At 56.1% G+C, this 25,424-nt stretch carries 22 protein-coding genes; 15 read left to right on the plus strand and 7 right to left on the minus strand.

What is annotated here, in order from left to right; translation table 11 throughout:
* Positions 1–14: 14 nt before the first annotated feature.
* The 4 genes from glcE to OR573_02955 all read right to left on the minus strand — a co-directional run bounded on the left by glcE (position 15) and on the right by OR573_02955 (position 6,472).
* Positions 15–1,115: a glycolate oxidase subunit GlcE gene (glcE, locus tag OR573_02940; protein XGA80629.1), complete on the minus strand. Its 1,101-nt coding sequence runs from the start codon at positions 1,113–1,115 to the stop codon at positions 15–17.
* A 16-nt stretch (positions 1,116–1,131) separates the two neighbouring features.
* Positions 1,132–2,631 (minus strand): glycolate oxidase subunit GlcD, encoded by a 1,500-nt coding sequence (glcD, locus tag OR573_02945; GenBank protein ID XGA80630.1) that lies wholly within the window; start codon positions 2,629–2,631, stop codon positions 1,132–1,134.
* A gap of 145 nt (positions 2,632–2,776) precedes the next feature.
* Positions 2,777–4,456: a D-lactate dehydrogenase gene (gene dld, locus OR573_02950; protein XGA80631.1), complete on the minus strand. Its 1,680-nt coding sequence runs from the start codon at positions 4,454–4,456 to the stop codon at positions 2,777–2,779.
* A 309-nt stretch (positions 4,457–4,765) separates the two neighbouring features.
* Positions 4,766–6,472 carry an L-lactate permease gene (locus OR573_02955; protein ID XGA80632.1) on the minus strand — a complete coding sequence of 569 codons (1,707 nt, stop codon included), beginning with the start codon at positions 6,470–6,472 and terminating at the stop codon, positions 4,766–4,768.
* A 298-nt stretch (positions 6,473–6,770) separates the two neighbouring features.
* Here OR573_02955 and OR573_02960 point away from each other — a divergent pair, with 298 nt between their 5' ends.
* The 3 genes from OR573_02960 (at position 6,771) to OR573_02970 (ending at position 8,883) form a co-directional block, all read left to right on the plus strand.
* Entirely contained in the window at positions 6,771–7,484 is a 714-nt protein-coding gene (locus OR573_02960) for a glutathione S-transferase N-terminal domain-containing protein (GenBank protein XGA80633.1), read from the plus strand.
* Positions 7,485–7,677: 193 nt separating this feature from the next.
* Positions 7,678–8,043 (plus strand): phasin family protein, encoded by a 366-nt coding sequence (locus OR573_02965; protein XGA80634.1) that lies wholly within the window; start codon positions 7,678–7,680, stop codon positions 8,041–8,043.
* Between the two features lie 132 nt (positions 8,044–8,175).
* Positions 8,176–8,883, plus strand: coding sequence for a GntR family transcriptional regulator (locus OR573_02970; protein ID XGA80635.1), 708 nt, complete (start codon positions 8,176–8,178; stop codon positions 8,881–8,883).
* Between the two features lie 129 nt (positions 8,884–9,012).
* Here OR573_02970 and OR573_02975 read toward each other — a convergent pair whose 3' ends face one another.
* The 3 genes from OR573_02975 to OR573_02985 all read right to left on the minus strand — a co-directional run bounded on the left by OR573_02975 (position 9,013) and on the right by OR573_02985 (position 12,775).
* On the minus strand, positions 9,013–10,479 hold the full coding sequence (locus OR573_02975) for an NCS1 family nucleobase:cation symporter-1 (protein XGA80636.1): 1,467 nt from the start codon (positions 10,477–10,479) through the stop codon (positions 9,013–9,015).
* 40 nt (positions 10,480–10,519) lie between these two features.
* Entirely contained in the window at positions 10,520–11,887 is a 1,368-nt protein-coding gene (locus tag OR573_02980) for an NCS1 family transporter (protein XGA80637.1), read from the minus strand.
* A gap of 141 nt (positions 11,888–12,028) precedes the next feature.
* On the minus strand, positions 12,029–12,775 hold the full coding sequence (locus OR573_02985) for an aspartate/glutamate racemase family protein (GenBank protein XGA80638.1): 747 nt from the start codon (positions 12,773–12,775) through the stop codon (positions 12,029–12,031).
* 325 nt (positions 12,776–13,100) lie between these two features.
* On the opposite strand from OR573_02985, the gene puuE reads away from it, so the two are divergent.
* From puuE to OR573_03045, 12 genes are all read left to right on the plus strand, one after another.
* Positions 13,101–14,039 carry an allantoinase PuuE gene (gene puuE, locus OR573_02990; GenBank protein ID XGA80639.1) on the plus strand — a complete coding sequence of 313 codons (939 nt, stop codon included), beginning with the start codon at positions 13,101–13,103 and terminating at the stop codon, positions 14,037–14,039.
* Positions 14,040–14,048: 9 nt separating this feature from the next.
* A complete protein-coding gene (locus OR573_02995; protein XGA80640.1) occupies positions 14,049–14,873 on the plus strand; it encodes a bifunctional allantoicase/(S)-ureidoglycine aminohydrolase in 825 nt (274 codons plus the stop codon).
* Positions 14,874–14,884: 11 nt separating this feature from the next.
* Positions 14,885–15,379, plus strand: a complete 495-nt coding sequence (locus tag OR573_03000; protein ID XGA80641.1) for an ureidoglycolate lyase — start codon at positions 14,885–14,887, stop codon at positions 15,377–15,379.
* A gap of 144 nt (positions 15,380–15,523) precedes the next feature.
* Complete coding sequence (gene pyk / locus OR573_03005) at positions 15,524–17,002, plus strand: pyruvate kinase (GenBank protein XGA80642.1); 1,479 nt, start codon at positions 15,524–15,526, stop codon at positions 17,000–17,002.
* A gap of 3 nt (positions 17,003–17,005) precedes the next feature.
* Positions 17,006–17,794, plus strand: a complete 789-nt coding sequence (gene modA, locus OR573_03010) for a molybdate ABC transporter substrate-binding protein (GenBank protein ID XGA80643.1) — start codon at positions 17,006–17,008, stop codon at positions 17,792–17,794.
* Positions 17,791–18,462, plus strand: a complete 672-nt coding sequence (modB, locus tag OR573_03015) for a molybdate ABC transporter permease subunit (protein XGA80644.1) — start codon at positions 17,791–17,793, stop codon at positions 18,460–18,462. Before modA ends, modB begins: the two co-directional genes overlap by 4 nt.
* Positions 18,455–19,594 carry an ABC transporter ATP-binding protein gene (locus OR573_03020; protein ID XGA80645.1) on the plus strand — a complete coding sequence of 380 codons (1,140 nt, stop codon included), beginning with the start codon at positions 18,455–18,457 and terminating at the stop codon, positions 19,592–19,594. The genes modB and OR573_03020 overlap by 8 nt, the downstream gene beginning before the upstream one ends.
* 10 nt (positions 19,595–19,604) lie before the next feature.
* Positions 19,605–20,132, plus strand: coding sequence for a DUF192 domain-containing protein (locus OR573_03025; protein ID XGA80646.1), 528 nt, complete (start codon positions 19,605–19,607; stop codon positions 20,130–20,132).
* A gap of 96 nt (positions 20,133–20,228) precedes the next feature.
* Positions 20,229–20,465: a DUF2798 domain-containing protein gene (locus OR573_03030; protein ID XGA80647.1), complete on the plus strand. Its 237-nt coding sequence runs from the start codon at positions 20,229–20,231 to the stop codon at positions 20,463–20,465.
* A 509-nt stretch (positions 20,466–20,974) separates the two neighbouring features.
* Positions 20,975–21,955, plus strand: a complete 981-nt coding sequence (locus tag OR573_03035) for a TAXI family TRAP transporter solute-binding subunit (GenBank protein ID XGA80648.1) — start codon at positions 20,975–20,977, stop codon at positions 21,953–21,955.
* 192 nt (positions 21,956–22,147) lie between these two features.
* Positions 22,148–24,742, plus strand: coding sequence for a TRAP transporter permease (locus OR573_03040; protein XGA80649.1), 2,595 nt, complete (start codon positions 22,148–22,150; stop codon positions 24,740–24,742).
* Between the two features lie 11 nt (positions 24,743–24,753).
* Positions 24,754–25,182, plus strand: coding sequence for a universal stress protein (locus tag OR573_03045; GenBank protein ID XGA80650.1), 429 nt, complete (start codon positions 24,754–24,756; stop codon positions 25,180–25,182).
* Positions 25,183–25,424 lie beyond the last annotated feature (242 nt).

The raw sequence follows: 25,424 nt of genomic DNA on the forward strand, positions 1-25,424 counted from the left end.
GTCAGCTCTCCTGGTTAAAACGCCGCATAAAGACGCCCGGGATTGAAAATACCCTGGCTATCCAGCTGTGCTTTCAGCTGACGGTGATATTTTTCCACCACTGGATTGAGTGGTGTGAAGGGGGCTTGCGCACCGCCATAGACAGCAGGCGTGTAACAGGTGGCATGGCCGCCTGCCTGTTGGCAGACGTCGCGGAGGGTGTCGGCGTCAAGCGATGTCTTGATAAAACGCTGGCTGCCCGCCCAGTCATAGAAAATATCGCTCTCGGCAATATCCAGCGCCAGGGCTGGGGTGTTGGGGGGCAACGACAGCCGCCATAGTGCCTTGTCGTTATTCTGGGTGAAAAAAGCGTGCTCCAGATCGCGCAGCTCTCGCCACAGATCCTCACTGATTTCCTCGCCGCCCAGTTGTTCACGGGTAGCGCTTACGGAGCTTTTGCCGCCTTCCAGGCGCAGAAACAGCTCACCGGCGTGCCAGGCAGCAGCGGTGATTGGCAGCGGCTGGCGGCCCAGCTTGGCCAGTTTTTTGAGCGCATCATCCAAGGGCATGGAGAGCTTCAGGCTGTGGCTTGCAGTGGGTTTGGGCAGCACCTTGAAGGAAATATCTGCCAGCACACCCAGAGTGCCTTGGGCACCCACCATCAGGCGCGACATATCGTATCCGGCCACGTTTTTCATGACCTCGCCACCAAAGCGCAACAGCTTGCCTTCCTGGCTGATGACCCGTGCGCCCAGCACGAAATCGCGGGCGGCGCCAGCCCAGGGGCGGCGTGGCCCGGAAAGCCCGGTGGCCACCGCGCCACCAATGGTGCTGGCGCTGCCAAAGCGCGGCGGTTCAAAGGCCAGTATCTGGTTATGCTCGGCAAGAGCGTCTTCAAGGTCGCTGATACGAGTGCCAGCACGCACGGTAACCACCAGCTCGATGGGGTCGTAGGAGACAATGCCGGTGTGTCCAGCCATTTCCAGCGGTTCGCCGTCAACCGGAAGACCGTAGAAGCCCCGGGTATTACCGCCAACAATACGCAGCGGTGAGCGTTCGGCGTAGGCCTGTTTGACCTGGGCGCAAAGAGAATCAGCAATGTCTTGATCAGCGTTCAGCGTGGCGGTCTCAGTCATAATCTTTCCTGCAGGCTCAGAAACGGGGCAGTTCCGGATGCGGAAGCTCGTTGTTGTGTACATGCATGGCGCCAAATTCAGCGCAGCGGGCAAGGGTCGGGATGTTCTTGCCAGGGTTGAGCAGACGGTCAGGGTCAAAGGCCGCTTTCAGGGCATGAAAGACACTGATCTCGTCGGCCTGGAACTGGCTGCACATCTGGTTGATCTTCTCGCGCCCAACGCCATGTTCACCGGTAATCGAGCCACCGGCGGCCACGCAGAGTTCAAGAATCTTGCCGCCGACCTCTTCTGCCAGCGCCAGTTCGCCTTCGCGGTTGGCATCAAACAGAATCAGAGGGTGCATGTTGCCATCACCGGCATGGAATACGTTGGCCACGGGCAGGCCGCTTTCCTGGGACAGCGCCGCAATGCCCTTGAGTACGCGGGGCAGTTCGCGGCGCGGAATGGTGCCGTCCATGCAGTAGTAATCCGGTGACATGCGCCCCACCGCCGGAAAGGCGTTCTTGCGACCCGCCCAGAACTTGGCTCTTTCGGCTTCATCACGGGCCAGTTTGATATCGGTGGCGCCGGCTTTCTCAAGCACCTGGCGAACGGTCTGGCAATCGTCGTCGACGTCGGCTTCCACGCCATCCAGCTCGCACAGCAGAATGGCCTCGGCCTCAACGGGGTAGCCCGCCTTGACGAAGTCTTCCGCGGCCTGGATGGCCAGCTTGTCCATCATTTCCAGGCCACCGGGAATAATCCCTGCAGCAATGATATCGCCCACAGCGCGGCCGGCTTTTTCAACATCATCAAAGCTTGCCATCAGCACCTTGGCGGTTTCCGGCTTGGGCAGCAGTTTGACGGTAATCTCGGTGACCACACCGAGCATACCTTCAGAGCCATTCATCAGTGCCAGCAGGTCAAAACCAGGGGCGTCCAGCGCCTCGGAGCCCAGCGTCATGCATTCGCCTTCGATGGTAATGATATCGACACGCATGACATTGTGAACGGTCAGGCCATACTTCAGGCAGTGAACACCACCGGCGTTTTCAGCAACGTTGCCGCCAATGGAGCAGGCAATCTGGGAAGACGGGTCTGGCGCATAGTAAAGCCCGTAAGGCGCAGCGGCCTCGGAAATGGCCAGATTGCGTACCCCGGGCTGAAGGCGGGCAAGGCGGGCATCCGGGTCGATGGCCAGGATCTTCTTGAAGCGTGACATTACCAGCAGGACACCGCGCTCCAGCGGCAATGCGCCGCCGGAAAGGCCGGTGCCAGCGCCGCGAGTGACCACGGGGACACCCAGCGCGTGACAGCGTTTCAGCAGTGTCTGCACCTGCTCAAGCGTCTCGGGTAGGGCGACCAGCATGGGAAGAACGCGGTAAGCGGCTAAGCCGTCGCATTCGAAAGGACGCAGGTCTTCTTCGCGATGCAGTAGCGTCAGTGAGGGCGCTGACTGCTGTAAATCTGCGAGGATATCGCTTTTTTCAAAAGACTGCAGTTCACCATCGATACGTTCATCATAAAGAATGTTCATGGCTGCTCCTGAGGGCAAGGAGGGCGTAAGAAAAACGCTGGTTTTGATTCTATGGAAAATGTTTTCATAAATCTATCCCTGCTATTAAAAAGCGTTAACTTAGCGCCCGCTAATTGACCAAGTTCATCAGTGACTGAACGCTTGCCTACTTGTAATAGGGCGTGCGCGGTAGCTTGCCGATGCCAGGGTTAAAGCAGTTGGTCGGGTCGAGCTTGCGATAGAACGCCGCCAGATCCTTCTTGGCCGGATAGAGATGCCCGACATTATGCTCGGCAGGGTATTCAGCGCCCCTTTCATCAAGAATTTTCAGCATGGCCTTTTTCAGCGCATCCACATCAGCGCCGCGGCGGAAGATATAGTCCTGGTGAAACACATGGCAGAAGAAGTGGCCGTAATAAAGCCGATGGACAATATCCTTGGAGATGCTTTCTGGCAGTTGCTCGAACCATTCAGGGTCATTACGTGACAGCGCAATATCCAGGGCCAGAATGTCTTCGACGTCCTTGTGGTGAATGGTGCGGTAGCGCACCGCCGCCCCAGCCGCCGCAAAGCGATGGAGCATGGCGCGCTCGCCTTCATCCGGCGTGCAGCGGAACCAGGCATCCTGGCCAAAGCATTCGCTCAGGAAGCGCTCGGTCTCTTCGCACATGTCGCCGTTAACGCGGATGATCAGGTGGTGCTCATAGGCATCCCGCCAGGTGTGCAGGCGCTTGGGCAAGGGAGATGGCAGTACGCGAGAAACCGCTTGTAGAACGTGGTCGGTAAAGGGTTCTGGTAAAAACGGAATCTTGCGGAACAGGCTATCCACCCGGTTCTTGAGGCGGAAGGCGCCAGGCAGGCGCTGGGTGCCCAACCACTTGATCAGCAGGAAGCTGTCCTTGCCGTAGCGTTTGGCGACATCAAACAGCTCGCGGTGCAGGTATTCGGTGGTAATCGGCAGGCGTGACGCTTCTAGCAGGAAGCGGAAACGGAAATCCGCCAACTGCTGGGTATCGTTGGTACCCACGTAATAGGTAGTGACATCTTTTTCCTGCTCGAAGGTGTCCAGGCGTACGGCAAACACCACGACCTTACCGGCACTGCCGGAAGCACCATGCAGCAGGCGCGGGTCGTTGTTATAGCGCGCGGCCCCAGGCTGGTCGGCGCCACGGATAATGGTCTGATAGTCATCGTCGGAGGCCTTGCCGACATCATGGCGCACACTATCTTCCGGGAAGTCTCCCTGCTCAACCCGTGGCAGGATCTCTTCCGGCGTATCGCCCAGGTCGATGCCCAGGTCATTGATCAATTCAAGCTCGTTGTTCTCATTCACCCGGGCATAGAGGGCAAGTTCGGTATAGGCCGGGCCGCGGCGGCACAGAGCACCCCCGGAGTTGTTGCACACACCGCCCACCACAGAAGCGCCAATCGAGGTGGAGCCAATCACCGAGTGGGGTTCCCGGCCAATGGGCGCCAGCTGCTGGCTAAGCTCGAACAGGGTGGCACCCGGCAAGGCGACCACCTGCTTGCCTTCCTGCAGAAAGTGCAGGCCTTTCAGGCGCATGGTGCTGAGGATGACCGCTGGCCGCCCGTAGTCGTCCTTGGGCGTCGAACCTTCGGTCAGGCCGGTGTTGGCCGCCTGGGGGATGATGACAGCATCATGCTGATGGCAGGCTTTCAGCACTTCCCATAGTGCCAGCAATGAAGTGGGGTACACCACGGCAGCGGCTTCGCCATAGCCGGAGCGGTAGCCGGTTTGGTGCGGGCGCTTGGTGGCGTCGTCGGTGGCAATGTTGTCACTGCCAGCCGCGGCAGAAAGTGCGTTGATAAGCGTCGATGCGGACATTGGCTGCTCCTGTGTCTGTCGAGTGGCGGCAAGCAGTTGAATCGCCATGGACAGTCAATAGTGTCGAATAAGGCTCTGGAATCTTGGGGTGTCATAACGTTTTGACACGAATCCTGAGCATTAAGTTGAGCATTAACCTTGAGAAGGCGGTTGCAACATGCTCTTGAAAACCGTTCGTAGTGGTCATGGCTTGGCGGGAAGCAGGGCGCTAGGGGGTAGGGGAAGCGTCTGCGTTTGCACAACGTCATGGAAATAACGTTGACCTTCGCCGGGGTTGCCCCGGCGAAGGTGCTTGCAGGGAGTAAGGCGTTATCCTCCCAATACCTGCATAAGCGGATCGCTTAAGCCAATAACATAGAAACCAATCAATCCAATCACACCCGCAGCGACAAGGTAGTAGATAGTCGGCAGGATGGTTTTGCGAATGGTGGTTCCCTCACGTCCGAGTAGCCCGACTGTTGCCGATGCGGCCACCACGTTATGAATGGCAATCATGTTACCAGCGGCGGCACCCACGGCTTGCAGTGCCACCATAAAGGCCGTTGAGAGCCCCAGCTGATTGGCCACGTTGAACTGGAAGTCTGAAAGCATCAGGTTGGAGACGGTGTTGGAACCTGCAATAAAGGCACCCAGTGCACCCACGGCGGGGGCAAAGAATGGATAGACGCCGCCGAAGCTGTCGGCCACCAGTTGCGCCATGGCCACTGGCATGGAAACAAGATCGGCACCATTGACGCCGGAGTTGATCAGAATACGTACCATCGGGATGGTGAAAATCAACACAAAGCCGGCGCCCAGAATCGTCTTGGAAGAGTCAGTAAAAGCATCCTTCAACTCGCCAAGCTTCATACGGTGCAAGAGGGCAGTCAAAATAACCACCATCAGCAGAATCCCACCGGGAAGGTAGAGCGGCTGTATGGCGCCGGAGATACCCGCTTCGCCGAGAATATTGCTCCACCCGAAGCTGAGTGACTGAAGGGCTTCACGGAAAGGATCAACCACCCGTGATGCCACCAGGATTATGGCCAGCAGCCCATAGGGAACCCAGCCCATGAAGGTGGAGACAGGCGCCTTACCGGCAATGTCGTCCATCTTGATTTCCAGCTTGCCAATCCACTCATCAGGCCAGGACTTGGAATCCGGGAAGTCCCAGGTGTCTTTCGGCAGCAGGAAGCCGCGCCGTGCAGCGGGCACCACAATCGCCAGGCCAACCATGGCGCCAATCATTGACGGGAATTCCGGGCCAAGGAAAACCCCAGCCAGCATATAGGGAACGACAAAGGAAACACCGGCAAACAGCGCAAAGGGCGTAATCGAAAGGCCTTCCTTCCAGGAGCGGTTGGCCCCGAAGAAGCGCACCATGATGATCACCATCAAAAGCGGCATCAGTACACCGACAAGCCCGTGGACAATGGCGACTTCGCTGACGACCAGGCGGAAGTATTCCATCCAGGTAACATCGCCCGTTGCCAGCGTTTCAGTAATGCCGTCACGGTCAATACCTCCCGTAACGCCGACGACAATGGGCGTGCCCACGGCGCCGAAGGAAACCGGCGTGGACTGGATCATCATGCCCACCACAACGGCCGCCAGTGCCGGGAAGCCTAGCGCTACAAGCAGCGGTGCGGCAACCGCCGCTGGCGTGCCGAAACCGGACGCCCCTTCAATGAAGCAACCAAATAGCCAGGCGACAATAATTGCCTGCACCCGGCGGTCAGGGCTGATACCCGAAAAACCTTTACGGATCGCCGTGATGCCCCCGGAGTGCTTCAGCGTGTTGAGGAGCAGGATGGCCCCGAAAATAATCCAGAGTATCGAGATTGTCAGGATCAACCCTTGCAAGGTTGACGCCAGTACTCGAGAGAATGTCATATCCCAGGCAAGCAGTCCGATCAGGGCTGTGACCACAAAAACAATCGGCATGGCCGTTTTGGCCGCCATTCGTAATCCGATCAACAGCACACCTGCCAGTACCAAGGGTACGAAGGCAAGTAATGCGAGTAGTGTGTCATTCATGGGAGGCATTTCCCCTGTTATTAATAATGATATGCTCCGCTATTGATCAACTACATAAGCAGTCATCGTAACGGCTGTAAAGATACGTAGTCAGTCGGCGCATGGCTATTGCTGGTTAATTGGTCAGACCAATATTTGAATGTACTTTTACTGCCAGCCAGACACCGACTAAAGACTAAAATATTGTTTATAAATGGAATATGTGCAAATTTCAGGAAGATTAAAGGTTAGGTTTATTAGACTAATAGACAATTTTTAGAGATCCAATATTTTCAAGATCCAACAAAAGGAATCAACAATGGCGCGTATTCTCTATGACCTCTACGGCCGCGATGAGCAACTACGTTTTTCACCCTATTGCTGGCGCGTAAGGATGGCGTTGGCCCATAAGGGGCTGGATGTCGAGGTGAAACCCTGGCGTTTTCAACAAAAAGACGCCATTGCCTTTGCCAACACCGATAAGGTGCCGGTGCTGTGTGATGGTGATCAGGTCGTTGCCGATAGCTTCGCGATCATGCGTTATCTTGACGATGCCTACCCGGATACCCCGGCTGTGCTGGGTAGCGGTGTCAGCTATCAGCGCGCGCTGCTGTTCTGCCATTTTGTTGACCGCCAGGTTGCCCCGGCCCTGTTCCGCATTGTCGCCTTGGATCTGCTGGCCGCCATTCATCCGGATGATCGGGATTACTTCCGTGCCACCCGTGAGGCCCGCTTTGGTTGCACATTGGAAGAGTTTCACTCACCCGAACAGGGCCAGGCATTGCTGTATAAAGCCCTGGCGCCGGTAAGGGAAGTATTACGCACCAGCCCATTTCTGGATGGCGAGACTCCCAGCGGTGCTGATTACCTGCTGTTTGGTAGCGTCATGTGGGCAAATATCGTCTCCCGACAGGCGCCGGTGATTGAAGAGCCTGTGGTTGGCGACTGGTTCAAACGGCTATGTGCTGCCCATAACGGGCTGGGTGATCAAGCACTTACCGTACGTGACCTGGGCGACGAACAGTCGGCATGATAAATCTCTGGGTAAATTATGTTGCACTGCACAAAAATGCCTGCTAGCTTGATGGATAGCAGAGGCCACTGCATGAACCTTGCAGCGTAGAGATTGATTATGACCAGAGGGTTGTTGCTCATCGCTGCTCATTCATTGCCTATTTATTGTCATAACGTTTTAGACGAACGATCAAAAACGTTGCGGAGGAAGTATGAATAAAGCTACCGAAAAGACGACCCAGCAGTTGGAATCCATCGTGGCTGCACCAATGCGCGCCTACGCTGCCAAGACGCTTGATTATTGCGATCAGATGTTAAGCGCCCAGGTTGATGCAGCACGCGCCTACAGCGATTTTTCTGTCGCCCAGATGCGCACCTGGCTGGACGTGAAAGATGCAGACAGCATGAAAAAAGCCGCCGAGAGTCAGCAAAAGGCAGCGACGGATCTGATGGAACGCTTCAAAGGCGACGCAGAAAAAATGAACGCTCTTAGCCAGAGCTTCTTTCAGGACAGCCAGAAACTGGCTGAAGACAGCCTGAAAAGCGTGACTGAGGCCACCCAGAAAGCCGCCAGCTAATACTGACTGACCGCCAGAGCCCCGTTGAGCAGCCCGAGCTGCCAACGGGGTTTTTTTATGTCCAGGCGTCAGTGGAGATGGCAAGTATCGGCCTCTGGCGGGTAACATAACGACCTTGCAAAGGAGATTGATATGCAGGGCGTTCAGCAATCGCAGGCCACCGGCAAGCAAGGCAAACATCGCCATGAAGAGATTTATCGGTCAATCAGTGATGCCATTATCGAGCACCGCCTAAAGCCAGGCGCGCGTCTGCGTGAAGATGCATTGGCGGATGTGTTCTGTATCAGTCGTACCGGGATTCGCAAGATTCTGCAACGCCTGGCGTTGGAACAGCTGGTGACTATTGCCCCCCATCGCGGCGCCAGTGTTACGCGGCCCAGTGCCGATGATGCCAAGGATGTGTTTGATGCCCGCCAGCTGGTCGAGTGTGGCCTGATGCCGGATGTGGCGCGTAACATGCGCGCCGCTGAGGCGGCCGAGTTACGTGAGATGGCAAATCAGGAACGACAGGCCTTGCGTAAAGGGCAGCAGAGCATAGCGATTCGCCTCTCCGCTGATTTTCATGTCCGCCTGGCACAACTGTCCGGCAATGAGGTGCTAGCGGATTTTGTTGAACGGCTATGTTCACGGTCATCCTTGATTCTGGCCGTGTATGGCAACCCGGGCCATCTGGGATGTGAGTCCCACGATCACGATGAGTTGATCCGCTTTCTGGAGGAAGGTGACGGAGAGCGCGCCAAAGCCTTTATGAGTCGCCACCTTAAAACCATCGAATCGTCGCTTTCGATCATTGAAGAAGACAGCAGCGCCCCCGACCTGCGTCAGGTATTTGGCGTTTAACCTTGGGTGTGTGACAAATAGGTATGACAATCAGGGGTGCCATTAAAAACGCCCGGCTAAACCGGGCGTTTCTATTGATACAGGCAGGTAAGTGTCAGCGTTGCGGGATGGTCATGCAATCACTCAGGCTCAGCTGGCAAGCGCAGGCGCTGCTTTGAACTGGCGCATCAGCATAAAATAGAAGACGCCACCCAGGCCCGCGCCAATCATCCAGCCAAAACCACCCAGGCTTGAAAATGCCGGCACTAAGACGGTGGACAGCGAGAACAGCGCCGCACCGCCAAAGGCCATCATGGCCCGAGCATTCCAGCCGTTAACATAATAATAGGCACCGCTGGGGTCTGACGAGAACAGATCCTGCATATCAAGCTGTTGGCGTTTGATCAGGTAATAATCGACCACAATGATGCCGTAGAAGGGCGCCACAATCGCTCCTAGTGCATTGACGAAGCCTGGCACCCCAATCTGGCTGATCACCGAAATCCATAGCGCCCCGACAAAGAAGGCAATCACAGCCGTAATCAGGCCGCCTGTCTTGAAGCTGATCTTGCTGGGAAAGAGGTTAGCCAGATCGTAGGCAGGGGGAATAAAGTTGGCGACCAGGTTGATACCTACCGTGGCGGCGAAGAAGGTCAGAGCAGCCACTATGGTCAGCGGTAGTGAATCAACGCGCTCAACGATGTCAGCCGGGTTGGTCAGGGCATCGCCGAACAGCACCAGGGTACCTGCTGTGATGATCAGGGCGATAAACGAGAAAAACGCCACATTGAGCGGCAGGCCGAGAAGGTTGCCAAGCTTCATCTGGCGCTCGGTTTTGACAAAGCGGGTGAAATCACCAAAGTTGATCACAACGGCCGCGAAGTAGGCCACCATGGTGCCTACAATCGCCATAAAGGCACCGATACCACTGCTACCTTCTGCCTCGTTGCCACTGAAGATACTACCGATGGCAGGCAGCAGCTCACTCCCGGCCTGAAACCAGACAACCAGCATCAATACAACCATGACCACGTAGACCAGCGGGCCTGCCCAGTTAAGGAAGTGCTTGATGCGCTCAATGCCTTGCCAGAAAATCGCAATCTGAAACAGCCAGACAATCACAAAGGATAGCCAGGCGACGCCAGAGAGCCCCAGGAAAGTGCTGCCATCTCCTGCGCCAAACAGGGCAGTGATCAGCAAGGCCACGGCGGTTGAGGCAAAGTAGGTCTGCACGCCGTACCAGAAAATGCCCACGATAGCGCGCAACATGGCAGGCAGGTTGGCGCCGCGTACCCCCATGCTGGCGCGCACCATCACGGGAAAGGGAATGCCGTATTTAACGCTGGGTTTACCAGTCAGGTTGACCAGGTACATGACGATGATGCCAGCGACAATGATCGCCGCCATAACGGCCCAGCCGTTCAGGCTGTAGGAAAGAAAAAGCGAGGCTGCCAGGGTATAGCCAAACAGGCTCTGGATGTCGTTTGACCATACATTGAAGATTTCAAAGGCGCCCCAGTTACGGTGCTCAGGCTTTAGAGGAGCAAGATCCTCATTATAAAGGCTGGGGTCAATCTGCTTGATGTCGAGATCGCTACGCGCTGATGGTTCATTCATGGTTAATGCTCTCTTGTCCGGTGTCTTGACTGGCTCGGGCTTACTGGTTGAACCGCTGGCAGGGAGCCCATGACTTCATCAGCAGGTAATAGGTCACACCGGCCGGGATCAGGCTGGCATACCAGGAAACCGCCGAGAAGGTAAGAGCCGCGATGATGCCCACCGCCGTGGCGATAAGAGCGGCCGCATTGACGCCTTTATAAGGGCCCTGTTCGTCATAGAGCTTGTCAAGATCAAGCGTGCGCTTGCGGATCAGGTAGTAATCCACCACCAGAATCGCAAAGATAGGCCCAAGGAAGGCTGAGTAGGTCTGAACAAACAGCTGCAAACCGGCGGCAGAATCCGGCTGAACCAGTTTCCAGGGGAAGGTGGCGAAGGCCAGTAAACCAACGATGATGGTTGAGGTGGTGAATTTAAGCTTGAACACATCCATCAACACATAGGTGGGTGGTACGACGTTGTTCAGTACGTTGGTCGTGACCTGGGCAAAGGCGATGAACAGCAAGGTGGTCATCAGCAGTGGCGTGTTATCCACGGCGTTGGCAAACACCTGAATCGGGTCAGCGGTGCCGGTGGCTTCCGACACCATATAACCGATCAGCCCCATGAACAGGGTGCAGGGCAGAATCGACATGGCGTAGATAGTGGTCAATAAGCTTTGGGCAGTGCCTTTTTCATGCTCGCGTGAGTAATCACTAACGTTCAGCATCATGGTGCTGTAGATGCCGAGAAACAGCATGGTGGCACCCCAGAACGGCATTCCCCAAGAGCCTTCCATGGTCAGCAGGTTGGCGGACAGCTCATCACCGTAGCGCTGCACGGTGGCATAGAACATGTACATCAAGGACAGCAGAATAAAGGCGCTGCCGATATTTTCCAGCCACTTGATGCCCTGGAAACCCATCACGGACAGGCCGATCTGCAGGAGCTGGAAGGTAATGAAGTAGAACACCAGGTTGTCAAAGCCAAACAGGGTGGCGGAGACCATGTTAAGCGCGCCTGCGCCGATCCAGCTTTGAAAGCCATACCAGACAATCGCCGGAACCGCGCGCACCAATCCGGGCAAACGCGTACCGGCAAAGCCAAACGCGCTGCGGGCCTGCACCATAAAGGGGATGCCGTACTTGTAGCCCGCAGCACCGTTAAGCGCCAGGGCGATACCGATCACAAAGCAGCCAATGGCAATCGCCAGGGTCGCTTGGAGCAGGTTGAGCGTTCCTACAACGCTTGAACCCATGGCAAAGGTGCCAATGGAAACACAGCCACCAAACCAGGCCAGAAAGTAGGAGGCCCTGCCCATGATCCGGGTCTGCTGGGGGGCTAGGGACTCTTCACCGGGCGCTTTGCCCGGGGAGGTATCTGGCTTGGCAGTGCCCGCTGCCAGGTCAGAGGGTGTTGATTGGGTCATGATGTGTTTCCTCGCAAGAAATTATGGTTGTCTTCCGGTCTACCTGACCGGGAAGGCTTGCGGCTGGCGTGCCTGTTAATGGCGTCAACTATTGTTGTTAGTGCAATTATTGTTAGTGCAATCAAGCAAGTGGTGTGCCACTTAGCGTGCTGGCTGCCAATCTGAAAGATGCTCAAATTGGCCGGTAAAGCGTTTGGGGCGTGGAAAGGCGAGATCGCCAAATTTGCTGGTACCCAGCCCCAGGCCGACCAGCGCTTCGGCGAGCTTGACCGCTGCTGTCACACCCTCCAGAACGGGAAGGCCCACCTCACGAGAGATCGTCTCGGTCAGATCAGCCATGCCCCCGCAGCCCAGTACAATGGCGCCGATATTGTCTTCATCCCGGGCGCGCTGGCACTCGGCAATGATGCGCTCAAGTGCTGCATCGCTATTTTCTTCCAGATCCAGCACCGGAATTTCCGCCGCGCGCACCCGCCGACAGTGCTGGGAAAACCCGTACTGCTCAAGCAGGTGTTCAGCAATGATGCCGGTGCGCCCCAGAGTGGTGACGATTGAAAAACGCGTACTGATCAGGGTGGCCATATGAAAGGCCGCTTCGGCAATACCCACCACCGGAGCACGGGTAAGCTCGCGTGCGGCCAGCAGGCCCGGGTCGCCAAAGCAGGCAATCACATAGGCGTCGGTGGCGTCACGCTCACCCTTGATGATTTCTTCGGCCACGCCGACGGCACTGATGGCCTCGTCAAAATGGCTTTCAATCGAGACCGGCCCGGCATCAGGTTGCGTCGCCACGATATGCGTCCCCGGCGCTGCCACCCTTTGAGCGGCCTCGCCAATGGTTTGCGTCATACCGTGAGTAGTATTGGGGTTAATGATGCGTAGCTTCATGAATCATCCAGAACGATAAAGGGTAATCTTGTATACAAAATAGATTTCTTTTATGTGCAGTACAAGAGAGTAGCAGGGTGTAAGGAGGTGCATTTTTCAGCCAACGAGCGGATAAAACGGCGAAAGAAAAGGAATTTTGTATATATATAAAGGTTTTACTGGATGGCTAGACCTTGGTATCAAAATATTATAAAACAGTGTTTGAATATATGTGGCCTTAATTTGTATACAAGTTAGCTGCTATATTGATCTGAGTTTACTCAGCTTGGTGATATCTTCACTTGTGAAGCTGTTATGTCCTGCAACCCATTTGTGAGAGTGTTTTATGCCTGTGGATACCCTGTCGGAATACCCGCGTGATCTTATCGGCTACGGCCGTCAGCCACCTCAGGCCAACTGGCCCGGCAAGGCCCGCATTGCCGTTCAGTTTGTGCTCAACTATGAGGAAGGCGGTGAAAACTGCGTGCTGCACGGCGACGCGGGGTCAGAGCAGTTTCTTTCCGAGATTATTGGTGCGCAGAGTTATCCTGACCGTCACCTGAGTATGGAATCCATCTACGAGTATGGTTCGCGGGCAGGCGTGTGGCGGATTCTGCGCGAGTTTGAAAAACGTGATCTGCCGCTCACCGTGTTTGGCGTTGCCATGGCGCTGGAGCGTCATCCCGACGTGGCCATGGCGTTCAAGGAGCTTGGGCATGAAATTGCCTGCCACGGCTATCGCTGGATTCACTATCAGGAAGTGCCTGAGGCGGTTGAACGTGATCATCTGCATAAGGCAATGGCCATATTCCAAAAGCTCTATGGCGAAAAGCCCCAGGGCTGGTATACCGGACGGGATAGCCCGAACACCCGCCGCTTGATTGTTGATGAAGGCGGCTTTCTCTACGATAGCGATTATTACGGCGATGACCTGCCATTCTGGACGCAGGTGACGGATAGCCAGGGGCGCGAGCATGACCATCTGATTGTGCCCTACACCCTGGATACCAACGATATGCGCTTTGCAGCCCCCCAGGGGTTTAATACCGCCGAGCACTTTTTTACTTACCTGCGCGATGCTTTTGATGTGCTCTATGCCGAAGGTGGCAAGTCGCCCAAGATGCTTTCAATAGGCATGCACTGCCGCCTGCTTGGGCGCCCTGGGCGTTTTCGCGCATTGCAGCGTTTTCTGGATTACATTGAAGCCCATGACCATGTCTGGGTTGCCCGTCGTGTGGATATTGCCCGCCACTGGGCTGAACACCATCCTGCGCCTAATCGCTAAAGGTCAATCATGCACCCATCACCTTACTATGCGCCCCAGGGCGGGCATCCGCCGCAAACGCAGTTGACCGCTGACCGCGCAGTCTTCACCGAGGCTTATGCGCTGATTCCCAAGGGCGTCATGCGCGATATCGTCACCAGCTACCTGCCTTTCTGGGAAAAAACCCGCCTGTGGGTGCTGGCTCGGCCGCTGTCCGGTTTTGCGGAAACCTTTTCACAGTACATTATGGAAGTGCAGCCTGAAGGGGGCAGCCACAAGCCTGAGCTGGACCCCAGGGCCGAAGGCGTGCTGTTTATCGTGGAGGGGGAGCTGACGCTGTCGCTGGAGGGTAATCGGCATCTGATGCAGCCGGGCGGCTATGCGTTTATCCCTCCCGGCAGCCGCTGGCAGGTGCGCAATGCGTCAGCCGCGCCGGTACGTTTTCACTGGATTCGCAAAGCCTACGCCTTTGTGGATGGCTTGGAGGTGCCTGACCCCTTTGTCACCAACGAGCAGACCATTACGCCGATTGAAATGCCCGGCACCGAAGGGCGCTGGGCAACGACGCGCTTTGTCGACCCCGCTGACGTTCGCCATGATATGCACGTCAATATCGTCACCTTCCAGCCCGGGGGTGTGATCCCTTTTGATGAGACCCATGTGATGGAACATGGCCTTTACGTGCTGGAAGGCAAGGCGGTCTATCACCTCAATCAGCAGTGGGTGGAAGTCGAAGCCGGTGATTTCATGTGGCTGCGTGCCTTCTGCCCCCAAGCCTGTTACGCCGGTGGCCCGGGCCCGTTTCGCTACCTGCTCTACAAGGACGTTAACCGCCACGCAGCGCTAACGCTTTAGGATGGAACACCATGCTCGAACTGATTGCTGAACCCCTGACCGCTGAAGCCTTTGCTCCCTTTGGCGAGGTCATCGATGCCCGTACGTCAGCGTCATTCCCCATCAATGCTGGCCGCACCCAGCGCCATCACGATCTGGCGACGGTACAGACCCTGGGGGAAAACGCCCGACCCCTGATCAGTCTCTTTGTCAGCCAGCCAGTGACCCTGCCCCTGGAGCTGACGTTTCTTGAGCGTCACCCGCTGGGCAGCCAGGCCTTTATGCCGCTGCACGAGGAGCGCTTTATTGTTGTCGTGGCGCCGCCCGGAGAAAACATTGACGCGGCCGATGTGCGCGCTTTTGTGACCGACGGCCGTCAAGGTGTGAACTACCGGGCGGGAACCTGGCATGCGATTCAGTCAGTGCTCGATCGGGAAGGCGAGTTTCTGGTGGTTGACCGTGGCGGCGAGGGCGATAATTGCGATGAGTATCCATTGCTCATGCGGATCAGGTTGGCACTGGCATAACGTCATGATCGTAACCGTCATCTTGATGGCGCTACAATGCTAGGCTAGAAGATGGTCGGTTAAAGCCTGATGTTTCTGAGTGCTTAATAAAGGCAGTTTCAGAAACGTTTTTTAGACAGTTTATCTGCATACCCTGGGAGCTTTATGAACGCACTGCATTATTCCTCTATTCGTCGCACCAAAATTGTCGCCACCCTGGGGCCAGCCAGTGATCGCGAAGGTGTGCTTGAAGCCATGCTGGCGGCAGGGGTGGATGTGGTGCGGCTGAATTTCTCCCACGGCAGCCCCGAAGACCATCAGCGCCGTTTGCAGGCAGTACGGGAAACCGCCGCCCGCCTGGGCCGCAGCGTTGCAGCACTGGGCGACCTGCAGGGGCCGAAGATTCGCATTGCCCGCTTCAAGGAAGGTGCGGTGGTGTTGAAGGAAGGCGAGCCCTTTACCCTCGATATGGCGCTTGATAGCGATGCAGGCGATACCCAGCGGGTAGGCTGTGACTATAAGACGCTAGCAGATGATGTCAGCGCAGGCGACCGTTTGCTGTTGGATGATGGCCGTCTGGTGCTGGATGTCACTGGCGTAGAAGGAAAGCAAGTGCTCACCCGGGTTGTCGTGGGTGGCAAGCTTTCCAATAACAAAGGCATCAACAAGCAGGGCGGTGGCCTGTCGGCGCCCGCACTGACGGAAAAAGACAAGCAGGACCTGAAAACCGCCGTTGCCATTGGCGTTGACTACCTGGCTATCTCATTTCCCCGCTCGGCACAGGATATGTTGGAAGCGCGTAAGCTGCTGGGCGAGGCAGGCGCTGACATTGGTCTGGTGGCCAAGATGGAGCGGGCAGAGGCGGTGATGGATGAAGCCACCATGGACGGGATTATTGAAGCTTCCGAGGCCGTCATGGTAGCGCGGGGCGATCTGGGCGTTGAAATTGGTGATGCCAAGCTGGTGGGTATTCAGAAGCAGCTGATCAAACGCGCGCGCACCCTGAATCGTGCGGTCATCACGGCGACGCAGATGATGGAAAGCATGATCAGTGCGCCGCTGCCCACCCGCGCTGAAGTGTTTGATGTGGCCAATGCCGTGCTGGACAGCAGCGATGCGGTCATGCTGTCAGCAGAAACCGCTGCAGGAGATTACCCGGTGGAGACCGTCGAGGCGATGGCGCGGGTCTGTCTGGGCGCCGAGCGGGAAAAAATTGCCCAGGAATCCGGCCACCGTATTCATGAGGGTTTTTTGCGCGCGGATGAAACCATAGCGCTGTCTGCCATGTATGCGGCCAACCATATGCAGGGCGTCACGGCGATTGCCTGCATGACCGCTTCGGGCTACACCCCGCTGATTGCCTCACGGATTCGTTCCGGGTTACCGATTGTCGGGCTGGCGCATAACCCGATTGCCCAGCGCCGTATGGCTCTGTATCGCGGCGTGGTGTCGTTGCCGTTTGATACCTCTGAAATGAGTGCCACTGAGTTAAATGACCGCGCCCTGTCATTGCTGGTGGCGCAGTGCATTGTCGCCCCGGGTGACCATGTGATCCTGACCCGTGGCGACCATATGAACGCCCATGGCGGCACCAACACCATGAAAGTAATGACGATTACCGAACAGCACCTGGGTAAGGAGTGAACCATGCGCGGTCTTGTCACTGCCTCCTGCCTGTGGCTGGTAACCCTGTGTTTGCCTGCCAGCGTACAGGCACAGTCAGCGCCGCCGGTGGTGGCCGCCGCGTCGGATCTACAGTTTGCGCTGACCGAGGCAGCCGAACGTTTCGAGCAGCAGAGTGGCCATGCCTTGCGGCTTAATTTTGGCTCTTCCGGTAACTTCCGGCGTCAGATTGCCCAGGGCGCGCCGTTCGAGCTCTACCTTTCCGCCGATGAATCCTATGTGCTGGCGCTGCATCAGGAAGGCCATGTGCAGGATGAGGGTGTCATCTATGCGATTGGGCGCCTTGCCTGGCTACAGAGCCCCGGTACGGCTGAGCTTGATGAAGATAACCCCTTGGCCGCCGTGGAACAGGCGCTGGCTGCTCATCAGGCGGGTGAGCGCCAGCGGATTGCCCTGGCCAACCCGGAGCATGCTCCTTATGGCGTCGCCGCCAAGGAAGTGCTTGAGCATGCTGGGCTGTGGGAGGCGACGGCCGATTTGCATATTCTTGGCGAAAACGTTTCCCAGGCGGCGCAATACGCCCTTTCCGACGACGTCAGTGGTGGCCTGGTGGCCTATTCCCTGGCACTGGCGCCTGCACTTGAAGCGCGCAGTGAGCACCTGCTGATTCCTGAGAGTTGGCACAACCCGCTGCGCCAGCGCATGGTGCTGACAAACCAGGCCGGTGAAGTAGCCGAACAGTTCTATCAATGGCTTCAGCAGGACACCGGGCGGGCAATATTGAGTGACTATGGTTTTGTTGTGCCGCAATGATGGATTGGGCAGCACTTTCTGTTTCTTTACGTCTGGCGGTACTGACCTGCCTGATTCTGCTGCCTTTGGGCATCTGGGCAGGGCGGGCACTGGCCTATGCGCGTTTCAAGGGGCGCGGGTTTTTTGAGGCGCTGGTGGCCTTGCCCCTGGTGTTGCCGCCGACGGTGCTGGGCTTCTACCTGTTGATGGCGTTCAGCCGCGATGCGCCCCTTGGTGCTTTTTGGGCCAGTGTGTTTGGCAGCGGCCTGAATTTTACCTTTACGGGTATTCTGTTGGCCTCGCTGGTCGCCAACCTGCCCTTTGCCATCCAGCCAATTCAGCGCGCCTTTGAAAATATCCCCGCCAATTTGCGAGAAGCGGCCTGGTGCAGTGGCCTGTCTCCCTGGCAAACCCTATGGCGGATTGAGTTGCCGCTGGTATGGCCGGGTTTGCTGTCGGCGTTTGCGCTGACCTTTGCGCATACCCTGGGCGAGTTTGGGGTTGTCCTGATGGTAGGCGGCTCTATCGATGCTGAAACGCGTACCCTGGCGATTGCCATCTATGACCGCATGCAGGCGTTTGACGAGGCAGCCGCTGCCCTGATGTCCGCCGTGCTGCTAAGCGTTTCGTTTATCACCATTGGTGTGGTGTACGGTCTGGCCGGGCGGCGCAGGAGGGTGCATGGCTGAACTGTCGCTACAGCTCGCCCAGCCGGGGCCGATTCCTTTACAGGCTGAGTTTGCCTGCCAGAGTGGCGAATTGCTGGCGTTGGTCGGCCCTTCTGGCAGCGGAAAAACCACCTTGCTGCGGGCCATTGCCGGTCTTTATCAGCCCGCTGAAGGGCTTATCCGCTGTGGAGAAACATGCTGGTTTGATGCTCAGCGTAAGCACTCACTTAGGCCACAGCAGCGCCGAGTGGGGATTGTCTTTCAGGATTATGCGCTGTTTCCGCATCTGAGTGCGCGGGATAATATTGCCATACCGCTACGCCATCTGCCCAAGCCCGCTCAGGCCCATCGGGCCGAAGAATGGTTGGCGCGGGTCAAGCTCGAAGGGTTGGGAGGGCGGTTTCCCCATCAGCTATCGGGTGGCCAGCGTCAGCGGGTTGCGCTAGCGCGCGCCCTGGCACGGGAGCCTGAGGTGCTGCTGCTGGATGAGCCTTTTTCCGCCGTGGATCAGGTCACCCGCCGTCGCCTGCAGCGCGAACTGGCCTTGCTACGTCAGCAGATTGCCATTCCCATTGTGCTGGTGACCCATGACCTGACCGAAGCAGCGGCCCTGGCAGATACCATGTGCGTGCTACATAATGGCACCACCCTGCAAAGCGGCCCGCCAGAGGCGCTGTTTCGTCGTCCGGCATCATCTGCTGTGGCCAGGCTACTGGATCGCCATAACCTGTTTCGTGCCACGCTGAGACACTATCAGGGCCGCTACTGCCTTGAGTGGGGGCGTTTTCTGCTCGAAGTAAGTGCTGAGGTGCAAGCCCAGTTGGGAGGCTATAGGGTAGGTGACAAGCTGGAATGGTATCTGCCGCCTTCAGATATTGTGCTGCATCGCCGCGAGCGCCCTTCCAATGGCGAGCGGGAAAACCCGGTCGCCGCCATGGTCAGCGAAGTTGTCGCGCTTGGAGGGATGACATCGGTGGCCCTGAGGGTTGCCCATGGCGATATGCTACGGTTTGAAATCGGCACCCATGCGGCGCGTCGTAACCAGTTGGCGCCCGGCGCCATGGTGAAGGTGTCCTTGCTGGCATCCGGCATTCATGTGATGGGGCCGGTGGCCAATGAAGTATCCACATCCCCTGGCGTTTATGAAACCTGAGGAAACCACCATGCATCTCAATCGCCGTGCATTTTTAACCGCCTCACTGGCAGTACCGCTTCTGGCGCTGGCCTGGCCGCTATCGGCACTGGCCACTACACCAGAAGCAGCTCCGCTTGAACGGATGGCCTTGGCCGTGCATGGCGCTGAAGGGCCGCATCGTCTGGATGTTGAGGTCGCCCGCACGTCAGCGCAGCGCCAGCGTGGCCTGATGGGGCGGGAAAGCCTGCCAGCCGACCACGGCATGCTGTTTATGTACCCCCGCGAGCAATCCGGGCGTAATGGCTTCTGGATGTTTCAGACCCTGATTCCGCTGGATATTGCCTTTATCAACAGTGAAGGCACTATCGTGGCGATCAGAACCATGCAGCCGTGCGGCTCACCATCCCCCAGCGACTGCCGCTCCTACACGCCGGATACGCCCTATGCGGCGGCGCTTGAAGTCAATGCCGGTTACTTCGCCCAACGGGGTATTCGCGAATGTGATTGCGTGGCCTTGCCGGTTACTAACGGTAGATGCGCCCAGGATAATGAATAGTTTTACGTCTGCCTTGTCGGGTTTTAATGTTATTAGTATATTTTTTCTGGTTATTTGTAATGTAAGCAGGTAATCAAAACTCGATGAGGAGACGTCATGTTTTTTCCACCCCGTTATGCGCGCTGGGTTTTTGCGGTTCTGATGTCGATCTACATGGTGACATTGATGACATTCGTGATCACCTGGGCAAATACCGGTCTGGCCGAGGGCTTTCTGGGGCGCTGGTGGCGAGCCTTCTATATTGCGTGGCCAATTGCGTTCGCGCTGATTTTGATCGGCGCGCCGCAGTTGCAGAAGGCCACCGCCAAGCTGGTTAAAAAGCCTGAACAATAGTGCGTGAAACACCGCTTGTGGGCGCCTGCGATGAGGCGCTATGAGCGTATAAAATCTTGTGTCGCCTACCTGAGAAGCCACTGTTTTCATAAAGTGTTTGAAAAAACAGGCATCTATGCCATGCTGAATTGAAAGCTAAAATTTTTAGACTGTTTATCGCCATATGAACAGTAGGCGACGAAACGTCGGTAGGTTCTAAACTTTTCTGTAATGCCTTATGCAACGTCGGCATAAAAAATAAACGCCTACCAACGCTTCAAGCCGTTAGACTCAGGTATAACCTGTAAAACGCGACGTAATGTTTTTGTTTGTTAATGCTTGCATATTCGCCAACAGGTTTTTTTTCGCTAAAGTAGCGTTTGCCAGCTAGCAAAGCTGGTGTGTTGAGTGCTTCATCTTGAAATGATGACCTGCAGCAACGGGTCGTCAGTAAAAAGAGTGCTGGCGGTGCTCTGTCACCACAGCACCATATGCGTCATCTAGATAACATCAAGAAAAGAGGTAAGCCAATGAATCGTCATGTATTTTCGACCGCAGCTTTTTCCGGTGCGCTGATCGCAGCAGCAACGTTTGCCTCTCCCGCAGTGGCCCAGGATGAACAGTTCATTACCATTGGTACCGGTGGCCAGACGGGTGTCTATTACGTAGTGGGTCAGTCGGTCTGCCGTCTGGTCAACCGTGGCAGTGATGAGCACAACATTCGCTGTAACGCCCCGTCTACCGGTGGTTCTGTTGCCAACGTCAACGGCATCAAGTCCGGCGAGCTGGATATGGGGGTTGCCCAGTCTGACGTTCAATATCAGGCTTATAACGGCACCGTTAATTTCGAAGACGAGGCCTACGAAGATCTGCGTGCCATTTTCCGTATTCACGGCGAGCCGCTGACACTGCTGGCCCGTGCTGATTCCGGCATTGAAACACTGGATGATCTGGAAGGTAAGCGCGTTAACATCGGCAACCCGGGTTCTGGCCAGCGTAACACCATGGAAGTCGTCATGGATGCCAAGGGCTGGGATGAGGATACCTTCTCACTGGTTTCCGAGCTGGGCGCTTCCGAACAGGCGGCAGCACTGTCGGATAACAACATTGATGCCATGGTTTACGTGGTAGGCCATCCGAATGGCTCCATTCAGGAAGCGACAACCACGGTCGATTCACACCTGATTCCGCTCAACGATGAAGACATTGATGGCATTGTTGAAGAATTCCCCTACTACTCCAAATCTGTGATTGCGGGCGGTCTGTACAAGAACAACCCGGATGATGTGGAAACCTTCGGTGTAGCGGCCACATTGGTCACCACAGCGGAAACATCTGAAGAAGCCGTCTACGAAACAGTCAAGGCTGTTTTTGATGACTTTGATCGTTTCAAGCGTCTGCACCCTGCCTTTGAGAACCTTGATCCAGAAGACATGATTTCATCAGGCCTGTCAGCGCCGCTGCATGATGGCGCGGCGCGCTATTACCGTGAGCAGGGCTGGATTGAGTAAGTCCATCTTAATCAGCCACTAATATTGTTGTTAACATTAGCGGCTGTAAAAGCGAGGTAAACTGCCTCAATGGAAATGATGCGCGGTCCCTCTGGGGGCCGCGCATTGTGTTTAGGGTGCCAAAAGGCATTGGATTAACAAGACGCCATGTCATCTATCGACAGCGTCTTCCACTTATAGCAGGGCATGCTTATGACAGAGAACAACAGGGCCCCCGACGCGGCTGTTGATCTTGAGGATATGGTCGCCTCATCCGACTCCGGGGCACGTAAGCCCACGGGTATGCCGGGCAAGCTGCTAGTGAGCATTGCGGCCATCTGGTCGCTGTTTCAGCTTTGGATTGCTTCACCGCTGCCCTATATGCTGGGGTTTGGGGTGTTCAATGCGACGCAGTCGCGTTCCATTCACCTGGCTTTTGCACTCTTTCTGGCCTATATGGCGTATCCCGCGCTCAAGCGCTCTCCGCGTGATCGTATTCCCATTCAGGACTGGGTACTTGCCAGTGTCGCTGCGTTTTGCGGTGCTTACATGTTCCTTTTCTATGAAGGGCTTTCGGCGCGCCCTGGGGCGCCTTTGCTGCAGGATGTGGTGATTGGTGTCACAGGTCTGGTGCTGCTGCTGGAAGCGACCCGGCGGGCGCTGGGGCCACCTTTGATGATCGTCGCTTCCGTGTTTCTGATCTACTCGCTGGCAGGGCCTTACATGCCAGGCTTGTTGGCCCATGGGGGCGTTAGCCTGTATGGCTTGATCAACCATCAGTGGCTGACCACGCAAGGTGTATTTGGTATTGCCCTGGGGGTTTCTACCAGTTTTGTCTTTCTGTTTGTACTGTTTGGCGCCTTGCTGGATAAAGCTGGCGCGGGTAACTATTTCATCAAGGTGGCCTTTTCTATGCTGGGCCATTTCAAGGGCGGCCCGGCCAAGGCAGCGGTGGTGGCCTCTGGTATGACCGGCCTGATTTCCGGCTCCTCAATTGCCAATACCGTCACCACAGGGACTTTTACAATCCCGATGATGAAGCGGGTCGGTTTTTCATCGGAAAAGGCCGGTGCGGTTGAAGTCGCTTCGTCGGTGAATGGTCAGATCATGCCGCCAGTTATGGGGGCAGCGGCCTTTTTGATGGTTGAGTATGTGGGCATTTCCTATGTCGAAGTGATCAAGCACGCCTTCCTGCCTGCACTGATTTCCTATATTGCCCTGATTTACATCGTCCACCTTGAAGCGTTGAAAGCCAACATGCAGGGACTGGAAAGCAGTAATCCACCCAAGCCGCTGGTACGCAAAGTGATTGGTTTTTTGGGTGGTCTGTTGTTGATGATGATTACCGCGCTGGCGGTTTACTACGGCCTTGGCTGGTTGAAGCCAACGCTGGGCGGCGCTGCTCCCTGGGTCATAGCGGCAGGCCTGGCGGTCATTTATATTGCACTTTTGAAGATGGCGGCGGCTTACCCAGAGCTGGAAATGGATGACCCCAATGAACCTGTCATCAAACTGCCGCAAACGCGCCCAACCGTTATGGTCGGCCTGCAGTATATCCTGCCGGTGATTGTGCTGGTCTGGTGCCTGATGGTGGAGCGCCTGTCGCCAGGACTGTCGGCTTTTTGGGCAACCGTCTTCATGATTTTCATCATGCTGACGCAGCGCCCGATTACCGCTATTTTCCGCGGTAAAGGCGATATGCAGGCCGATTTACGCGAAGGTGCCATGGATTTGTGGAACGGCCTGGTCACCGGTGCCCGCAACATGATCGGTATCGGTATTGCCACGGCGACGGCCGGGATTATTGTCGGTGCTGTGTCGCAAACCGGTGTTGGCCTGGTGCTGGCGGATGTGGTGGAAACCATTTCCATGGGCAACCTGATGCTGATCCTGTTCTTCACCGCCATTCTGAGCCTGATCCTGGGGATGGGCCTGCCGACCACGGCCAACTACATCGTGGTGTCTGCCCTGTTGGCACCGGTGATCATTCAGTTGGGCCAGCAGAATGGCCTGATTGTGCCGCTGATCGCCGTGCATCTGTTTGTGTTCTATTTCGGCATCATGGCGGATGTGACGCCACCGGTGGGGCTGGCCTCCTTTGCCGCAGCAGCGGTCTCCGGCGGCGACCCGATACGTACCGGTTTCCAGGCCTTCTACTACAGCTTGCGCACGGCTGCCTTGCCGTTTCTGTTCATCTTCAATACGGATCTGTTGCTGATTGATGTGACCTGGCTACAGGGGATAGTGATATTTATCATTTCCACCATTGCCATGCTGATATTTGCAGCGGCGACGCAAGGCTTCATGATTACCCGCAACCGCTGGTATGAATCGATTCTGCTGCTGTTGGTTGCCTTTGCGCTTTTCCGTCCTGGCTTCTTCATGGACATGGTTCATGACCCTTACCGTTCTGTGCCGCCGGCTGAATTTGTGCAGGCGCTGGGTAATGTCGATGAAGATTCCACTTTGCGGGTTCAGATTGAAGGGCTCGATGATTTCGGTGATCCGATGACGACCTATATGCAAGTGCCGGTGCCTGAAGGTGAAACCGGTCAGGAGCGTCTGGATAATCTGGGTCTGATGCTGCTGTTTGAGGATGACAGGGCGATTGTCGATATGGTGACCTATGGCAGCCAGGCATCCGACATTGGCTTTGATTTTGACCAGGAAATCACCGAAGTTCTGGCGCCGGTGGAACGCTGGACAAAGGAACTGATGTGGATTCCAGCCTTTGTGGTATTCGGGTTTGTGGTTGTGTTGCAACGCCGTCGGCGCAGCAAGTCTGACGCGCAAACGGCAACGGCATAGGAGGCGTACAGATGTACAAGAAAATTTTATTGCCGGTTGACCTTAACGCAGAAGAATCCTGGCAGAAGGCTTTGCCAACGGCGATCACGCTGTGCCAAACCTTTGGGGCGTCCCTGCATGTGGTGACGGTGATGCCGGAGTTCAACATGCCAATGGTTGGTGCCTATTTTCCGAAGAATTTCTCCAAACAGGCGCATGAAGCGATTTCGGAAGCGCAACATGCCTTTATCAAGGAGCATATTCCTGAGGACATTGTGACTCAGAGCGTGATTGTCGACGGTTCGCCCTGGGAAGCCATCATCAAGGCAGGCAAGAAGCTGGAGGTCGACCTGATCGTGATGGCATCGCACAACAAGCGCAAGTTTGTGGATTACGTGTTGGGCCCTAACGCCGAACATGTTGTACACCACGCCAAAATGTCAGTGATGATAGTGCGCTAACGGCCAACACAGAGTAAGGCGCTATTGCACTGCGCATCGCTAAGGCGTCCGAAAGCCCCGGTCATTTGATCGGGGCTTTTTTTGGCCTCGCTGATGGTTCTTCTGATTGATGTTTAACACTTTGGTAGGGTTTTTGTACATATCTTGAATAACTATTTGCGGATGCCGTGAAGTCCGCTACAGTGAAAATATGAGATTAAGTGACACTTTGCATGCTAATGGGTACTTAATCAGTCTGGATT

Origin of the sequence: Halomonas sp. CH40, from assembly GCA_041875495.1 — a bacterium.
GTDB lineage: Bacteria > Pseudomonadota > Gammaproteobacteria > Pseudomonadales > Halomonadaceae > Vreelandella.

Excerpts from the sequence above, each read along its gene's own strand:
- OR573_03035 (XGA80648.1), top strand. The coding sequence starts at position 20,975 with ATGAATCGTCATGTATTTTCGACCGCAGCTTTTTCCGGTGCGCTGATC.
- modB (XGA80644.1), top strand. The coding sequence starts at position 17,791 with ATGATGGATTGGGCAGCACTTTCTGTTTCTTTACGTCTGGCGGTACTG.
- modA (XGA80643.1), top strand. The coding sequence starts at position 17,006 with ATGCGCGGTCTTGTCACTGCCTCCTGCCTGTGGCTGGTAACCCTGTGT.
- pyk (XGA80642.1), top strand. The coding sequence starts at position 15,524 with ATGAACGCACTGCATTATTCCTCTATTCGTCGCACCAAAATTGTCGCC.
- OR573_02965 (XGA80634.1), top strand. The coding sequence starts at position 7,678 with ATGAATAAAGCTACCGAAAAGACGACCCAGCAGTTGGAATCCATCGTG.
- OR573_02975 (XGA80636.1), bottom strand. The coding sequence starts at position 10,479 with ATGAATGAACCATCAGCGCGTAGCGATCTCGACATCAAGCAGATTGAC.
- OR573_03025 (XGA80646.1), top strand. The coding sequence starts at position 19,605 with ATGCATCTCAATCGCCGTGCATTTTTAACCGCCTCACTGGCAGTACCG.
- OR573_03020 (XGA80645.1), top strand. The coding sequence starts at position 18,455 with ATGGCTGAACTGTCGCTACAGCTCGCCCAGCCGGGGCCGATTCCTTTA.
- OR573_02970 (XGA80635.1), top strand. The coding sequence starts at position 8,176 with ATGCAGGGCGTTCAGCAATCGCAGGCCACCGGCAAGCAAGGCAAACAT.
- glcD (XGA80630.1), bottom strand. The coding sequence starts at position 2,631 with ATGAACATTCTTTATGATGAACGTATCGATGGTGAACTGCAGTCTTTT.
- OR573_03040 (XGA80649.1), top strand. The coding sequence starts at position 22,148 with ATGACAGAGAACAACAGGGCCCCCGACGCGGCTGTTGATCTTGAGGAT.
- OR573_03000 (XGA80641.1), top strand. The coding sequence starts at position 14,885 with ATGCTCGAACTGATTGCTGAACCCCTGACCGCTGAAGCCTTTGCTCCC.
- glcE (XGA80629.1), bottom strand. The coding sequence starts at position 1,115 with ATGACTGAGACCGCCACGCTGAACGCTGATCAAGACATTGCTGATTCT.
- dld (XGA80631.1), bottom strand. The coding sequence starts at position 4,456 with ATGTCCGCATCGACGCTTATCAACGCACTTTCTGCCGCGGCTGGCAGT.
- OR573_02955 (XGA80632.1), bottom strand. The coding sequence starts at position 6,472 with ATGAATGACACACTACTCGCATTACTTGCCTTCGTACCCTTGGTACTG.
- OR573_02980 (XGA80637.1), bottom strand. The coding sequence starts at position 11,887 with ATGACCCAATCAACACCCTCTGACCTGGCAGCGGGCACTGCCAAGCCA.
- OR573_02960 (XGA80633.1), top strand. The coding sequence starts at position 6,771 with ATGGCGCGTATTCTCTATGACCTCTACGGCCGCGATGAGCAACTACGT.
- OR573_02985 (XGA80638.1), bottom strand. The coding sequence starts at position 12,775 with ATGAAGCTACGCATCATTAACCCCAATACTACTCACGGTATGACGCAA.
- OR573_03030 (XGA80647.1), top strand. The coding sequence starts at position 20,229 with ATGTTTTTTCCACCCCGTTATGCGCGCTGGGTTTTTGCGGTTCTGATG.
- OR573_02995 (XGA80640.1), top strand. The coding sequence starts at position 14,049 with ATGCACCCATCACCTTACTATGCGCCCCAGGGCGGGCATCCGCCGCAA.
- OR573_03045 (XGA80650.1), top strand. The coding sequence starts at position 24,754 with ATGTACAAGAAAATTTTATTGCCGGTTGACCTTAACGCAGAAGAATCC.
- puuE (XGA80639.1), top strand. The coding sequence starts at position 13,101 with ATGCCTGTGGATACCCTGTCGGAATACCCGCGTGATCTTATCGGCTAC.